We start from the raw sequence: 15,769 nt of genomic DNA, 5'->3' as shown, positions 1-15,769 counted from the left end.
AACCCATGGAGAGGTTCGTTGGAACGGCCCCAGAGGCCGCGTCATGAAGCCGCTTTTCGGCAGTGTCAGCCGACGAAGCACAGCACCCCCCGAGGTCATCTGGGAGTTGCTCACCGACGTCACCCGGATGGGCGAGTGGAGCCCGGAGTGTACCGGCGGCCAATGGCTCGACGGCGCGAGTCAGGCGGTTGTCGGCGCGCGGTTCCGCGGATCGAATCGGTGGGGTCCGATGGTATGGACCACGATATGTCAGATTGAAAAGGCCGATAAGCCATCTCATTTCGCATACGGGGCGCGTCATTCGAGCGGCGCGCTTACGCGGTGGAGCTACGAGCTGAGCCGTGAGGGGATCGGAACACTGCTCACTGAACGATTCCAAACCGTCGGTACACCGACCGCCGTGCTCCTCATCGACCGGCTACTTCGGCGCCCCCGCAAACTGGCCTACGGTATGACTGAGACGCTGTCGCGGCTCAGCGCAGCGGCCGAACGCAGATCCACATAAGTCGAATGACGGGGTTACCGCTCCAGACGCCGAATAGGCGCGCACGGTCAGGCGCAGCCCTGCGCATGGTTATCGGTTGCGTAGGAAGTTACCCGCTAGGTAGGCCACGTAACCGATCGCTCCGGCGATCGCGATCGTTCGCGTACGGCCGATTGCGACTCCTGCGCCCAGCGTGGTTTCAATGTAGCCGTTGATATAGATGTGCTTTCGGGAGTCGCCCCCGAATACCGACTCAATCATCCGCTCGAACAGCTGCGGGGCGACGAAGTGCGCCAAACCCGCACCAGCAAGTCCCAATCCGGCCAACTGTGCTCGCCGCGATTGCTTTTCCCCAGACACCACACGCGCGTCGGGGGTCTCCCAAAGTCTGTGTCGGTTTGGTTTCATACTGCTCCTCCGAGACATGTCGTCACGGGCCGCTTCCGGCGACTCGGCCTTGCCGGTCCGTGCATACGACGTGGCGCCGTGGCGATCAGCGGGCCACCCCGCCGGTTGAAACACCGGCGCAGATCAATCCGCTAACAACCTTCACCAAGCAAGTTATATTTTTGATACCCAGGTTATATCATTGTACGAGTTAGGGCGCGGTGCAGTGCATGTCATACGGGCGGCGGGGCGCTACTGACGCACCGACCGTCTCGGCGACTCCGTCAGCCGGTCGGCCAGGACAGCCGTGAATAGTCCGCGTCAAATCGATGAAAGGGCGATCGTGACGACAGAAGATGCGGCATCCGCCGGCGTCCACCCCACGGTCGAGGCGGCGCTGAGCGGACTGGCGATGCCGCTGCAGAGCGTAATCGAGACGCAGCGGGTGATCCGGCGCCTGCACCCGGACCCGGTGGATGATGCCGTGCTTCATCGTGTCCTCGAACTCGCGACGAAAGCCCCCAATGGGGGCAACGAGCAGAAGGCTGCCTTCGTCGTCGTCAAAGATGCCTCGGTGCGAGCGGAGTTGGCGCGACTGAACCGCAGCGGCTTTCCAATCATGTCGCTGTACTACCGTCGGCGGCTGCGCACCGACGCGGCGTGGGCCCGCACCTGGAAGGCTATCGAGTGGCAGCGCGACCATTTCCACGAAATACCTGTGGTCATCGTGGCGTGTTGGACGGGTCGAATCCCGCCTCGGCCGATCATGTTCAACTCCGCGCCGTACGCGTCGGTATATCCGGCGATGCAGAATTTGTTGCTGGCGGCACGTGCGGTAGGCCTGGGCGCAGGCTTCATCTCGCTGCCCCTGTGGCGTCTCGGCAAGTTGCGCCGTGTCCTCGGCCTGCCCCGCAGCGTCACACCGGTGGGGGTGATCCCGCTCGGCTGGCCACGCGGCAAATATGGACCGAACAACCGGCGACCGGTGGGTGAGGTGGCCCACTTCGACCACTGGGGAAATCAACCGTGGCGGAGTTAGCTTGGTTAGCTCAAATCGTCTGACGCACCGTCAACGCGCCTGACGGCGACGCGGGTGTCGTTGAAACCGGACATGTACGACAACGGGTCTTCGTGGCGGGCTGGTGTCAATAGGTTCCTGTTGACCCCAACAACATCCGGCGCCTGACCCGACACTGGGTCGAATACCCGCGAGCCCCAGCCGTGCTCGATGATTACTGTGCCCGGGCGCGGATTCGCGGATACGACCGCACGGAGGTCGATGTTCGCCGTCGGCGAGCTGATGCGGACCATGTCGCCGGTGCTGATGCCCAGCTCGACGGCATCGTCCAGGTGTATTTCGACACCGTTGCCATCAATCAGCCGGCGAATACTCGGCAAGTCATTGAGATGCGAGTTCATCGACTCCAGCCGACGACGATTGCCGAGGAAGAACGGGAACTCACCATCGTTTACGTCGACATGCGCCACCGCCTGGCGACGCGCTTCGTCCAGAAAACGCTGTGGCGCCAGGCGGATTCGCTGGCCGGGGGTTTTGAGCATGCTGCGTGCATACCCGAACTCGCGCGGCCCCAGCACGATGCCGTGCGGATTTGCCTTGACCTCGTCCCAGGTGGTGCGGTTGCCACCCTCCACCGCCTCACGCCATCGGTCTTCGAAGTCCGCCGGCTGGTCACGGACATACCCGGCGAGTCCCAGCGTCGCGCCCAATTCCTGGTAAAACGCCCACTCCTCGCGTACCGTCACCGGTGGCGGCAACGCCATCGGAGTGAACTGAACGAATGGCAGTTCGTTAAACGTGGCGAACAGAGGGTCCACCAGCTCGTCACGCTCGAGCCAGTGCGTGCCCGGGATGAGCCAGTCGGCGTGCCGGTGGCTCTCACGCTGCACCATGTCCACGCACACTAACAAGTCAAGGTCGGCCAACGCGCGGTCGAGGTTCGCGCCGTCCGGCCCGGCCACGACCGGATTGCCGTGCTCAACGAACAGGGCCCGGATCTGGCCGGGACCCGGTGTGAGGATCTCGGCCGGCAAGTCTGCCAGAGGATGACATCCTCCGATGGCTGGTCGACCAGTCAGCCGCGCTCGAGGCTCCTTCTCCGGGGCGTACTCGCTCAACTCAACCGGCGCGAAGCCGCGCTGGAAGTACCGTCCTCCCGGCCGATCCCAATTGCCCGTAATGACGCCGAGAACTTCCGTGAGCCACAGCGCGAGGGTTCCTCGGGTCGTCTGTGACGGTCCAGTACGAGCTAGGGCGATCGCCGTCTCCGCAGCGCCGAACCGTCTCCCTGCGTCTTCGATGACGGCTTGCGCCACGCCGCTACGCCGAGTCAGCACGCCCCAATCCACCTCGGCCGCAAGGGTGCGCAGGTCGTCTTCTCCCGATTCCGCGGAGCAGGCCGCCGCGTCCTCCAGCCGCTCGTCGAAGATCGTCTTCACCATGCCCAGCAGCAGCGCCCAATCCTCACCAGGCCGCACGCGCAGATGCATGGTGGCTCGGGCGGCGGTAGGCGTGCGGTAAGGATCCACGACCAGAAGATCCGCGCCTGCATCGACCCGGTCAAGAATGCGCCGCCATCCGTTGGGCACGGACGACGCCCAGTTCATCTTGCTCTCCGCAGGATTGGCGCCGACGAGCAGGAGACAATCACATGCGTCCACGTCCGGTATCAGGGGTAGCAGCGTCACACCGTACATTTCGCCGCATGTCACCGTCTTCGCGTTGGTGTCCACGGACGCCCAGTTGAACAGGTTCGAAGAACCGAGGGCCATCATGAATCGCAGCAACCCACCGAGTGCACTGGGGTGAAATCCTGCGGGGTTGCCGTAAAAGCAGCCAACGGAGTCCGCGCCACCGTCTCCGACGATGCGCGCAAGCCTGGTCGCGATGTCGTCGTATGCCTCGCCGTAGGTCGCCGGCAGGTACGTGTCACCGCAGCGGCGCATCGGGGTCGTGATGCGTCTAGGGTGGTGTACGAGTTCACCCGCGGCACGGCCTTTCACGCAGAAGTCACGCCAACTCAGCGGATGCTCCTTGTCGGGCCCAATGCGCTTGATGCGACCACCCTCGATGGTGACTGTGAGCCCGCATTTCTGTTGGCAGATCCGGCACGTAGTGTGCACCTCGGCCACCTGGCACCCCTCATCGACGTGAATGTGTGGTGTTCGATCACTCGGCCCGGGCGAGGCTAATTACCCAACCTGGTTAACTATATCTATAGTTCGAGGCGCGTCTTGTCAAGAGAACGGATCGAAACCCACCCCGCGACGCACATGCGGTGGCTAAGTAGTACTTCGCCGGGTTGGGAGTGTGCCGTGACACAGGGGCGGGTGCCGATCCGAATGGGTCAGTGCGCGTTGGAGTTTGCATACGATGCCGTATTCGCTCCCCACACGACTGGTGCGGTGCGCGGTAGCGCGGGGTCGCCAGGCGTCCACGCCCGGCGTGGGGCAATGTTGCAGGCTCGGCGACGGCGGGTTAGGCGGTGGTGTGACCGAATCCGGCGTGGACGGCCACCACCGGCGGGATGCGGTCTTAGGAGAACAACTCGTCGATCGCCCGAGTACTGGCGCGCTACGCATGGCGAAGAGTGCCCGTCCTTGACGAATCCGGTGTCATCGATCTCCCACGCATCCGGGCCTGTCAGAGCACGCGCCTTACGCAACAGGGTCTTGCGGACTGGGCCGACTGTGCCTTCCCCATAGTTATCGCCGGATAGGAAACTGAAAACTGTTGCAGTACAATGGCATAGCAAAGTACCTCAAGCGTTCTGAGTTGTTGATTCGCAGCTCTCATCAGGGTTGGCTACGCCATCTCCACCTGCTGCTGAGATAGTTTTGGCCGTCGGTGACGGTGGCACCACTGTTGAAATTTGCTGATCACCTGGAGATCCATCGGAGCACGTTACGCAAGAGGCGCAACCCCGGGGAATGTCAGAATCACGCAATCGCCCCCGATCCGTACCTCGGCTTCCGACGTACCGTCACGCCCGGGCATTGTCACACGCCGCGCGAGTCAGCCCGCCTCGATGGCCCAACGCGGCAATGCGAATCCCCGATCGATCTGCCATAGCAATCTGATCGCGTGTCGCCGAGTCGGCCATTGCCGCGGTTTCCAGGCACGTATCCGACGGGAATACCGTCTCGGGGATACGTCAACGGTGTACTGCTCAATGTCGATGGAGGTTCCGAGTACCTCTGATGCGGGGCTGGCTGTCAGATTCGTCGAGAAGTGCCCCGGGGCACATCCCAGCGCCATACACCGACTATCGCGCACTTCCTGTACTCATCTATCTGACCCGGGTAACCGTGCCGCGAGTTCCGTCCACCTCGACCAGATCCCCGTCGTGCAGATCGGACGTTGCGCTGGTGGTGCCCACCACACAGGGCACGCCGAATTCCCGCGCCACGATCGCCGCGTGCGAGTGCAGACCACCGACGTCGGTGACCACCGCAGCGACGCACCCGAACAGTGGTGTCCAACCCACGTCGGTGACCCGGACCACCAGGATGGTGTCGGGCTCGAACTCGTCGATCTCGTCGAGAGTCGCCACCACACGGACCGGCCCGCGCACGACGCCCGGCGAGGCGCCTACGCCCTGCAGGACATCGCCACATTCGGCGGCAACCGAATTCAGCGGTTCCCAGTGCCGGGTGAACATCGGCGGTAGGTGCAGTGCGGACAGGCGAGCCCGCTCAGCCCGGCGGTCGGCGATCCGTTCGGCGAACAGTCTGGGAGCCGCGATCTCCTCGGGAGTCAGATAGAACACATCGCCGATCTCCGCAAACACCCCCGCGTCGACCTGCCGGCGTCCCACCTCGCGAAGAGCGCGCCGCAACAGATGGGTGCTGCGCATGGCAACATCCTTGGAACGCTCGCGGCGGCGCACTGCGGCATTGAGCGCGCCGACTGCGCGTTTCGACGCGCCGGACAGTGCCGGCGTCGCCGCCGCACTGACGGGGGGAACGTCGAGTGCCATCCGGACCACGTCGATCAGCTGAGCCGGACGATCGCCGTACATCGAGTTGGCGAGCTCGGTTTCACCGGGTCCTCGATGGCCGGCCTCGGCGATCAACTTCCAGAACGCCCTGGCGAACATCGGATCGACATCATCGAGCCGCTTGATGAGGTCATCTGACGGTTCGTCACGCAGCAACCTCGCGGCACGTGGCTGTGCCCGCGCTAGATCGACCAGGTGACGTACGCCGGCAAGCAGCGAGGCACTGGCCAAGCCCGTTGTCCCGCCGCGCATTGCATCCAGGCCAAGATCGGGTGCAACTTTGCGGACCAGCGCCTGTGCTGCCGAGGCGACGAGGTTGGTCATCGTGCTGTACGCCCAGGAGTCGAGCGTCAGTTCACGTATCGAATCGACCAGCGTCAACAACGCATTGCCGTTCAGCACCGGCAGGTCCGCACAGACATTCATGACGCTCAGCCGCTCGTCGACGGCAGCGATTCGGCGTCCGCTGCCTGCCATGCGCATGACCGCGTTGGGAAAGCCCAATGCCGAGCGTAGAGAGGTCAGCATCGACACGCGCTCCTTGGATGCCTCCGGAACGTGAGCAATGCCAAGGATGTGCTCGTCTACCTCCCGAGCATTGGTGCCCGGCATCGCCGCCGCCATGGCGTGTACCACCGAGAGGTTGGTGTACAACCGATGCCCGACCGAGGCGATGCTCAACGTGCGTTGGGCGGCGATGACATCGGCGTCACGCATCCCGAGCACTTCGACCTGGATGGCACCCGCCAACCGCAACGCGTCGCGGCCGACCAGCAGTGACATCGGGGTGAGGGTGCCGCCGAATGCCTCCCCCACGTTCGCCGTCGTCAATGTCGGATAGCGATCATCGATGTAGTCGTCGAATTCACCGCGCAGCCCGGCCGGCGCCGGGTCGATGCGATGTTCTTGCGGCGGAAGGTGGTCGCGCGTCCACTGATGGTCAGGCACGGGAGTACGCCATGGGGTGGGAATCCTCGCGGTTCCGAGATAGGTCACCGCCCGAACGCCGGCCCGCGCGTCGGCCAACGCCGACCGCGAGTCATACACCGGCGTGTAGCCCCACTCACTGGCCATCCGCGTGGTGTCGAGCGTCGGCATATAGCGGAAACCATCGAGGTCCGCCGGACTGAGTTCGAGCAGATCCGCCCGCCACGCTGCTCCGGCCCCCGAGCGCAGCACCGAAAACGGGAGCCGGATCAATGGCTTACCGAGGACCTCCGCGATCTCGTCGATACTGATACCGGTGTCCAGGGGCCCGACATTGACGATGCCGGTGCGGTCCCCGAGCGCGGCTTGGGAGTGGAACCGTCCGACGTCGTCAGTGTGCAGAAACTGCCAAGGTCGCATCTCACCGGTCGGTGCAACCAGCAGTGGGTGGGCTAGGAACCGGAACTCGTAATTGTCCATGTCCCGACCGGCCACCACGCAGGTGCGGGTGATCACCGACGGAATGCCGGATTGTGCGATGAGCTCCTCACACTGTGCCTTATGGCGCGCGTACAGCACGTCCGGGTGCGGCCGCAGCGGGTGCCTTTCGGGAATGACATCCGGGTTGTCCGGCCAGGGGCCGTAGGCCAATGTCGAAGAAGTGAAGACCAGGTGATTGGCACCCGTGGATTCCATGGCACGCAGTACGTTTCGCATTCCACCGAGGTTGATGTCCTCCACGCCCGTCGCCGAGCGCAACGGTGCGAGCAGGAAGGCCAGGTGCACCACGCGCTCACAGCCCTGCATGGCTCCCTCAACGGCCCCGGCATCCCGGATATCGCCGCTGATGGAGACCACCCCCGGAATGTCGACGGTTCGGCGCGCCAGGGCCACCACATCGGCCCCCTGGCGCACCAGGTCACGGCAGATGACCCGACCGAAGACCCCACTGGCCCCGGTGACAAGTATTCGCATGAAAATTCCTCTGAATGCGTGGTTCGATATGGGTATCAGACCCGGGCGGGGAAGACTTCCTGCCAGGCCCAGTGCCGCTTGAGTTTCCGGGTCTCGCCAATCCGCCGGATGACGCCGGTGTGACCCGACCATCCCGGACGGGCGGCCGAGAAATCGAGCATCTTGCCGTTGGGGTCGGTGACGAATTCCCAAGGCTGGCCGTCGCCGACATCGAAGGTGATCCGGTCGACGAACTCCTCGTCGCGCCACTCGATCTTCTCCTGCACCGAAGGCGAATTCACCAGCACCGAGTTGGCCGAGGATACCGCGACAAACCGGAAGCGGTCGGCACCGATGCTCATGTGGCCCCACTCGATCGAGCCGTCCTCGTACTCATTGGCGAAAACATTCCACCCGCCCTGCAGACGCATCCAGATGGCACTGTTGTTCCAGCCGACACCGTTGGGCAGGTAGCTGTGATCGACCGCGAAGAAGCCGATGACCCGCTTACCGAGCATCGTGCCCTCCGCCAGATACGGCGTCGACGTGTAGAAGCACGCACCCGACTCACCGAGTTCTCCGCCTTCGCCCTCCGCGGTACGCCAGGGCACGTAGACTTGGAAGCCGGGGGCAGCCAGTGTTCCGCTGATTGCCAACAGAGCATCCTCCGAGCCCTGCTCCCGCCACAGGAAATCCTGATCCCCTAGTTGCACTTCGAAATTCGCGCCACGCGACGAGCCACCCGCGAATGTCTCCCGGCCGTCGACGTAGCCGCGTTCGACCTTGCACCCCTTGGCGCCCTGGGCACTGGTCGCGTGCACGCGCAGGCCGGTGTCTTCGGCCGCCATGATCGAAATGTCGCGGGTGGTATAGGTGATGGCTTTACGGATGAAAGCGAATTCCTCATTTTCTTCGGTGCGCATGATCCCGTAGAAGTAGGTGCCCTCCAGCGGCAGGCCGAAGTACGACTTGTGCAACAGGTGCTGGTCAGCTTCCGGACGGAAGAAGCCGACCAGTGGCTGGTGATCGAAATCTGCACGACGGGGGAAGTCTTGCGTCATCGGCGACGTCCTCTTACGGGACTGGGAACGCTCCGCGGCCCAGTCAGAATATTTAACTACATTGATTGCAGTTAATTGGTTGTCCTGAAGCTACACCGCAATCCAGCAAGCAGCAAGAGGGCCTCAGTCGGCCTCGAGTAGCCTTCCGTCCAAAAGGAAGTCGACAAGCCGACGAGCCTCGGTCCCGGCGTCGGTCAACCGCTCCGGGAACGACATGTGGGTATAGATGCCCTGAAGCATGGTCGCGCCGGTCAAACTGCGCAGGAACTCGGTCGACGCGACATCGGCACGCCACTCCCCTCGCGCCACTCCACGTTCGAGTACCTCGGTAGCGCTCCGCAGCCGAACGGTGTTGATCTTCTCCCATTCCCGCCGCAAGACTTGGTCGTCGCGACTGTCGAGCACGATCCGGAACGTCGCCATGCCGTGCACGCTGGAGAAGCCTTCGAGCATCTGCCGAGTCACAGAGACCAGCTGATCGCGCGCGCTGCCCTCGTCGGCCACCTCGAGACCGGCATCGAAGGACCGAACGGCGGCCAGCAGCAAGGCTTCCTTTGTGGGCCAACGCGCATACACCGCAGGTCGACTGCAGCCGGCGGTCTTGGCTACCAGATCGACGGTGAAGCCGGCCTTGCCGTGCGCGGCGTACACGCGCAAAGCGGCGTCCAGAACCCTCGCGTCCATGTCGGGATCACGCGGTCGGCCCCGACCTGCGCTTGACGTCCGACGTACCGTCACGCCGGAATTGTTCCATGCCGCTTCGAGTCAGCGCGTCTCCCGGGCCCAACGCGGGAGCGCGAATCCACGATTGAACTGCCACACGTCAGGGACTTCCGAACGGGACGCCGGGTCGGCCAATGTTCGAGCCAGGGCGCCCAATGTCGGCATCGGGTCGGCCATTGCCGCGGTCCAGGCACGAATCCGACGGGAATACAGTTGGCAATCCGCCTCAACGGTGAACCCGTAGCCGCCCAATGCTTGGTGCACCGTGCTGGCAGCCTGGCGCGAGGACGACCGCGCCTTGGCCGCCGCCATCGCAGCTGCAAACAACGGGACCGCGCCATCACAATCGGCTAGATAGGCGGCATGCCGGGTCAGCAGATCAGCAGCTTGTACCGCGGTCGCGGCCTCGGCAAGCGGATGAGCCACCCCCTGGAAGCTGCCGATCGGGACACCGAACTGGCGCCGTTGGGACACATAACCCACGCCGTAATGGATCAGCGCCTGCGCAGCCCCGACCAACTGCGCAGCTTCGAGCAGGAACCCCCAGGAGCGCACGGCATCGAGGTCCCCGTCCACCTCTGCACCGGCGATCTCACCGACCATCACCACGAGTTCTCCGCCGGCGCTGCGCCGCACGGCGTTCGACGCCTCGCCGATGGCGATCCGCGCTCCGGCGGCCACCGCGATTCGCGGTAAGCCGGCCGGAACCGTCGTCCGATCAACGCCATTGGCCACATCAACTTCGCCGAGCACCACCCGCGCCGGCGTCGACGAGACGAATGAGATCGGAGCAAGCCGGGCACCGAGGCATACCGACGCCCGGGTCAACAGGTAGGACTCGGCGGGCAACTCCCGCAACCCGAACTCCCGCAATGCCTTATCGAGTTCATCGCGACGTTCGGTCGACTCGGACCCGTCGGATTCCATCGCCCTGAGCGCATCGGGCGAGCAGTACTTGACCAGGATGCCGTCCAGTGCATCCGCGAGTTCCTCGGCCTCTTCCGGCCAACGTTCATCGAACAACGCTCACTCCGACCCGCTAAACGAACAATTAAACAACCAGGTTATAGTATTTCTGTGCAGCATGACGCCACGGCACCCTCCCCCGCCGGACTCGACGAACTCGACATCGACCTGTCCGAGACCGATGCCGGCTTCGGCGCGGAATGGTCGAGCTGGCTGGACGCCAATCTCCCGGCCATTCATGCCGATTACGCGACCGCGACGTCCGCTGCCGACAAACACGCTGTGGCCCGCAAGTGGCAGGCGCGAATGTCGGAGGGGCGCTGGGCAGCCATCCACTGGCCCCCGGAGTTCGGTGGCCGCTCGGCCACCGCGCGACAGCAACTGCTCTTCTACCTGCTTTCGGCCGAACGGCGGGTACCACCGTTGGCCGGCCGCATCGGTCTCAACCTCTGCGGCCCCACCCTGATTGCTCACGGCACTCCTGAACAGCAGCAGCGATTCCTGCCCCCGATGCTCGACGGCAGCGAAGTATGGTGTCAAGGATTCTCCGAGCCCGATGCGGGCTCGGACCTGGCCTCGCTACGCACCCGCGGCGAGGTCGATGGCGATGAACTGGTGGTCTCCGGTCAGAAGATCTGGACCTCCGGCGCCCAGGTCGCTGACTGGATGTTCGCGCTGGTGCGCACCGATCCCAACGCCCCCAAACGCGAGGGCATCAGCTTCGTTCTGGTACCGATGCGCACCGCCGGTGTCGACGTGCGACCGATCCGCCAGATCTCCGGCGATGCCGAGTTCAACGAGGTGTTCCTGGACGAGGTCCGGGTACCGCTGACCAACGTTGTCGGCCGACTGAACGACGGCTGGAACGTCACCCGCACCACGCTGGCCAACGAACGGGCGATCTTGTTCATGGGCCAGCAGATGGCGCTGACCGCCACGCTGCGCAAGGCGATTTCGATGGCCAAGACGCCCGACCCGTTCGGTGTGCGTGCCGCCGACGACCCGCATCTGCGTGACCGCCTCGCCCAGGGATGGATCGACGTCGAACTGGTGCGGCTCAACGGCATGCGCAACCTGGCCAAGGTGTTGACCGGCCGCGAGCCCGGGCCCGAAGGCTCGATGTCGAAGCTATTCGGCCAGCACGTCGAGCAGCATCTACATGAGCTCGCCCTCGACTTGGGCGGCGAATTCGCCATCCTCGACCGCGGTGCCGACGATGCGCCTAACAAGGGCAAGTGGGCGCTCGGCTGGCTACGCACCCGCGCGTCCACCATCGGCGGTGGCACCTCCGAAATACAACGCAACGTGCTGGCAGAGCGCATTCTGGGCCAGCCCCGAGACCCTTGGGCCGATGCATAGATGAAGTTTGAGTTCACCGACGAACACGAGGCCTTGCGCAGCCTGCTGGGAGATGTGTGCTCCCAGGAAAGCAACGCCCGCAGCGTCTATGATGCCGACGCCACCATCGACACCCGACTCTGGGACGCCCTGGGCACCTCCGGGCTCCTAGGAGTCGGGGCGCCGGAGGCCTACGACGGCGGCGGGGCCGGCCCGGTCGAGCAGGTAATGATCGCCGAGGAGCTAGGGCGCGTTGCCGGAGCGGTCCCCTTCAGCGAGCACACCGCAGCCACGGACATCATCGCGCGGCTGGGCTCCGAGGATCAATGCAAGCGTCTGTTGATCCCGCTCTACCGGGCCGGACAGGTCGCCGGGATCGTGCTACCCACCACGGCGAATCTGGCAGCGATCAGTGCCCGGCCCGATAGCGAAGGATGGCGGATCGATGGCCGGCTACCCCTGATCCCGAATGCCGCCGCGGCGACCGTGCTGGTGGTCCCGGCGGTCATCGACGATCAAGTGCGCTGGTTGGTAACCACTGCCGCACAGATCATCGCAGTGGCCACCGTCGACCGCACCCGACCCGCCGCTGCCGCCGAGTTCTCCGGCACCGCAGCAGAATTGCTCGCCGCCGACCGAAACCCGGATCGCCCGACCGAACTGCTGTGGACCCTCGCAGCCGCCGAAGCTGTCGGCGCGGCATCCACGGCGCTGGATACCACCGCAAGGTACACCACCGAGCGCCGGCAGTTCGGGCTGCCGATCGGCACCTTCCAGGCGGTCAAACATCGACTGGCAGATATGCTGGTGGCCGTGGAGAATTCCCGGTCTGCGGTCTACGCCGCCGCCTGGGCACTGGCCGAGGACGGACGTGCCGGCCGGACCGCGTCGCTGGCGCAGGCGGTGGCGACCGAGTCCGCTATCGACGTGGTCAGCAATGCGGTTCAGCTACACGGTGGCATCGGTGTGACCTGGGAGTGCGATCTGCATCTGTATCTGCGCCGAGCCAAGGCCCTGGAGGTGACCTACGGTTCGCCCGCACAGCACCGGGCGCGCATCGCCGACAGCCTGCTCGACGTTTGATGAGCTGATTAACGCAATACCGTTGCAAAAAACATGTATTAGACGTGTCGGCGTCAGCCGAAGATGGTGTTCAGTTCAGCGATCGTCGCCGCGGGATCCTGATGGTGAATACTGCGGATACCGAGCGTGCGAGCGGGAGCCAGGTTGGCCTCGGAATCGTCGACGAACACGCACTCTTGCGCAGGCCTACCGCACCGTTCCAGAGCAAGCGCGTAGATGCGCGGATCCGGCTTGCGGAGACCGACGACCGACGAGATAACCGTATCCGTGAACTTCGGGAGCAGCGCCCACGGATACCGATCCAGCGGCCCAAAGGAATTACTGAACAAGACGGTGGGTACACCGTTGTCGATCAGGTCTGCCACGGCGGCCAGCATCGTCTTATCGATATCGAATGACGTCTTTTGCAGTTCGCGCACCCAAGCCAGGCCGTCGACCGGGTCGTTCGCGTGCTCAGTGAGGATCGGGGTGATCACGCGGGCGAACTCGACATCGTCGAGCACTCCCAGCTCGAGTTGCGAGAAGGGGCCGGCTGGATCGCCCATTTGGCAGGCCGACAGGAATCCGTCGAGTTTGACGCCGAACAGCGCACAGACATTGGCTAAGGCGGCGGGTACCGGGGATGTAAGCACCCCGCCATAGTCGATCAACAGCGCCGGTACACCGTCACCCGAATCCGACACATCACCCCCCCATCAGGCAGCTGTAGGACCCTCGTTGAGTTCTCGCGTCAATTCTCGGCGCAGGATCTTGCCGGTCGGCGACACCGGAAGTTCGTCGCGGAACACCACACGGTCGGGGGTTCGTGACCCGCGCAGCCGGGAACGCACCCAGTCGCGCAGATCCTCGACGTCCGGCTCGCTGTTCGGTTCGGTCACCACCACGGCCACGATGATCTGTCCCCATTCGGGATCGTCGGCACCCACCACCGCGACCTGGTGGACCGACGGATGTTCTACCAGGACGTCCTCTAGTTCGGCGGGAGCAATATTCTCCCCTCCCCGGATGATGGTGTCATCGCTGCGCCCGTGGACAAACAGGTATCCATCCTCGTCGATGGTCGCGAGATCCTTAGTGGGAAACCATCCTTCTGCATCCAACACCGAGCCGATCTCGGCGTAGCGACCCGACACCTGCGAACCGCGCAGGTACAGCTCACCGGTACCCCCGGCGGTCAGTACCCGCCCTCGTTCGTCGCGAATCTGCACCTCGATACCCGGAACCGGTCGTCCCACCGATCCGAGTCGGCGCGCAGCGTCCTCGTCATCGTCGTCGAGTGCGGCCCAATGGTCCTCGGGCGTCAGGACAGCCACCGTCGAACTGGTTTCGGTCAGGCCGTAGGCGTTGACGAACCCTACATGGGGCAACAGTGCCAATGCCTTTCGCACTAGGGGTAGCGGAACCCGCGAGCCGCCATAGGCAAGTGTGCGCAGCGAACTCAGCGGCGCCGGCCTCCGCTCCAGCACCGAAACAATACGGTCGAGCATCGTCGGTACCACCGTCGCCGACGTCACCCGCTCGGCGTCGATCAGCGCAATCCACGCGGTTGGATCGAACGTTGGCAGGTAGACCAATCGCCGTCCGGCATACAGGCTCGACAAGACCGCTCCGACACCTGCGATGTGATAGGGCGGCACGCACACCAGTGCCGCGTCTTGAGCTTCCGCCGAACCGAATTCGACAGTTCCGGTGACATAGCTGAACAGGTTGTCGTGGGAAAGTTCGACCGCCTTGGGCCGGGCGGTGGTCCCCGAGGTGAAGAGGATGACCGCCATATCATCGCTGCCGGCGACCGCGTCCATCTGCTCAGCCGCCGCAGCTCGGCGCAGGAACTCGGCACTGTCAAGGACCTCTACCGCAGAATCTGCATCAACCGCATCGCGGTACTGCGGGTCGGTGACCACCAGCGGCGCGGGCAATCGGGCTAACAGGGAGTTGAGGCCGTCGGCGCCCAGTCGATAGTTCAACGGACAGAACGGAACCGCCGCACGTGCAGCTGAGAACAAGAGCGCCGGCAGCAAGGCTCCGCCGAGCCCAACATAGACCAGTGTGCGGGCAGCACTTGCGGTGATCACTCCGGCTCCACCACCGGCCAGACCACTGAGGTGGCCGACCGACCACCGATGCTGCCCGTCAACGACGGCAACCCGATCGGCATCACCCGAGGCCATTTCCAGCAGAACTGAGAGAGTCAACCGTCCAACCTTTCACGCACGCGCAGCACTCCGGCATCAGCGCGTTGATCCGTCAATTGCCTCGCAGCGTCAGTCGCTGGCCGGCAACGGTGCCGCTGTCTTCAGCGTCATCGCGGTCACGCCGACGGCTAGTGTTCCGAGACCGGCGCGAGTCACCAGTACTTCAGCACCTGACGAATCGACGTAGCGTTTTCCCATCAGGGCACCCGACGACCAGTCGGGGTGCGGTGTCAACCCATCGGCATGAGCCGACCCGATGGGCACCATGGGGTGCCCGCCGGCACGCAGTTCGTCGAGGCTGTCAGCTGGTTTGACCACGATAACCTGCGTGTCGCAGACCTGACTTTCGAGTCGTGTGCCGCCCTTGATCACGGGCATTGCCTCCTCATGCTCATGCGTCTACCGTCCCCGAGGGGCGCGACATCCTTTCAATAGTACAACCTGGTTATATTGATAGCCCATCGGATGTCCACGATTCTCGCCCGGGACGCGCACGGCCGGTGTTTCTGCAGCTGCGGGAATAGCTCCGGGGCACGCTCAATACGGTTGACGCCCACAACTATCGGTGCGCCATCCGGCGACACCGCAGGTTACTCAACGAAGGGCCTCACCGCTGCATGTGCGGTCTCGTTG

Annotated in this window: 12 protein-coding genes and 1 pseudogene; 4 read left to right on the top strand and 9 right to left on the bottom strand. The window is 64.2% G+C overall.

Annotated elements, in window-relative coordinates; translation table 11 throughout:
• The first annotated feature begins 43 nt into the window (after positions 1-43).
• Both A5771_RS24670 and A5771_RS15815 read left to right on the top strand, forming a co-directional pair.
• Complete coding sequence (locus A5771_RS24670; protein WP_082947257.1) at positions 44-505, top strand: SRPBCC family protein; 462 nt, start codon at positions 44-46, stop codon at positions 503-505.
• A gap of 673 nt (positions 506-1,178) precedes the next feature.
• The gene (locus A5771_RS15815) at positions 1,179-1,910 is read left to right on the top strand and encodes a nitroreductase family protein (RefSeq protein WP_342707873.1); all 732 of its coding nucleotides are present in this window, start codon (positions 1,179-1,181) and stop codon (positions 1,908-1,910) included.
• A gap of 5 nt (positions 1,911-1,915) precedes the next feature.
• Here the strand turns inward: A5771_RS15815 and A5771_RS15810 are convergent, their stop codons facing one another.
• The 6 genes and pseudogenes from A5771_RS15810 to A5771_RS15790 form a co-directional block, all read right to left on the bottom strand.
• On the bottom strand, positions 1,916-4,021 hold the full coding sequence (locus tag A5771_RS15810) for a molybdopterin-containing oxidoreductase family protein (protein WP_064856119.1): 2,106 nt from the start codon (positions 4,019-4,021) through the stop codon (positions 1,916-1,918).
• Between the two features lie 425 nt (positions 4,022-4,446).
• Positions 4,447-4,578, bottom strand: a pseudogene (locus A5771_RS24665) (transposase); the annotation flags it as partial.
• Positions 4,579-5,178: 600 nt separating this feature from the next.
• The gene (locus A5771_RS15805) at positions 5,179-7,791 is read right to left on the bottom strand and encodes a PEP-utilizing enzyme (RefSeq protein WP_013830696.1); all 2,613 of its coding nucleotides are present in this window, start codon (positions 7,789-7,791) and stop codon (positions 5,179-5,181) included.
• A 35-nt stretch (positions 7,792-7,826) separates the two neighbouring features.
• Positions 7,827-8,831, bottom strand: a complete 1,005-nt coding sequence (locus tag A5771_RS15800; RefSeq protein WP_013830697.1) for a hypothetical protein — start codon at positions 8,829-8,831, stop codon at positions 7,827-7,829.
• 123 nt (positions 8,832-8,954) lie between these two features.
• Entirely contained in the window at positions 8,955-9,515 is a 561-nt protein-coding gene (locus tag A5771_RS15795; protein WP_049792945.1) for a TetR/AcrR family transcriptional regulator, read from the bottom strand.
• 81 nt (positions 9,516-9,596) lie between these two features.
• On the bottom strand, positions 9,597-10,577 hold the full coding sequence (locus tag A5771_RS15790) for an acyl-CoA dehydrogenase family protein (RefSeq protein ID WP_013830699.1): 981 nt from the start codon (positions 10,575-10,577) through the stop codon (positions 9,597-9,599).
• 54 nt (positions 10,578-10,631) lie between these two features.
• On the opposite strand from A5771_RS15790, the gene A5771_RS15785 reads away from it, so the two are divergent.
• Both A5771_RS15785 and A5771_RS15780 read left to right on the top strand, forming a co-directional pair.
• Complete coding sequence (locus tag A5771_RS15785) at positions 10,632-11,879, top strand: acyl-CoA dehydrogenase family protein (RefSeq protein WP_082947256.1); 1,248 nt, start codon at positions 10,632-10,634, stop codon at positions 11,877-11,879.
• Positions 11,880-12,941, top strand: a complete 1,062-nt coding sequence (locus A5771_RS15780; protein WP_064856118.1) for an acyl-CoA dehydrogenase family protein — start codon at positions 11,880-11,882, stop codon at positions 12,939-12,941.
• Positions 12,942-12,994: 53 nt separating this feature from the next.
• On the opposite strand, the gene A5771_RS15775 is transcribed toward A5771_RS15780, so the two are convergent.
• The 3 genes from A5771_RS15775 to A5771_RS15765 form a co-directional block, all read right to left on the bottom strand.
• Positions 12,995-13,624 (bottom strand): HAD family hydrolase, encoded by a 630-nt coding sequence (locus A5771_RS15775; protein WP_064856117.1) that lies wholly within the window; start codon positions 13,622-13,624, stop codon positions 12,995-12,997.
• A 12-nt stretch (positions 13,625-13,636) separates the two neighbouring features.
• The gene (locus A5771_RS15770) at positions 13,637-15,136 is read right to left on the bottom strand and encodes a class I adenylate-forming enzyme family protein (protein ID WP_064856116.1); all 1,500 of its coding nucleotides are present in this window, start codon (positions 15,134-15,136) and stop codon (positions 13,637-13,639) included.
• A 69-nt stretch (positions 15,137-15,205) separates the two neighbouring features.
• Positions 15,206-15,508, bottom strand: a complete 303-nt coding sequence (locus A5771_RS15765; protein WP_064856243.1) for a hypothetical protein — start codon at positions 15,506-15,508, stop codon at positions 15,206-15,208.
• Positions 15,509-15,769: the final 261 nt, after the last annotated feature.

The organism is Mycolicibacter sinensis, from assembly GCF_001667375.1.
In the GTDB taxonomy this organism is placed as follows: domain Bacteria; phylum Actinomycetota; class Actinomycetes; order Mycobacteriales; family Mycobacteriaceae; genus Mycobacterium; species Mycobacterium sinense_A.
The sequence above is the reverse complement of the archived record's forward strand: the minus strand, read 5'-3'. Positions and strand labels throughout refer to the sequence as shown.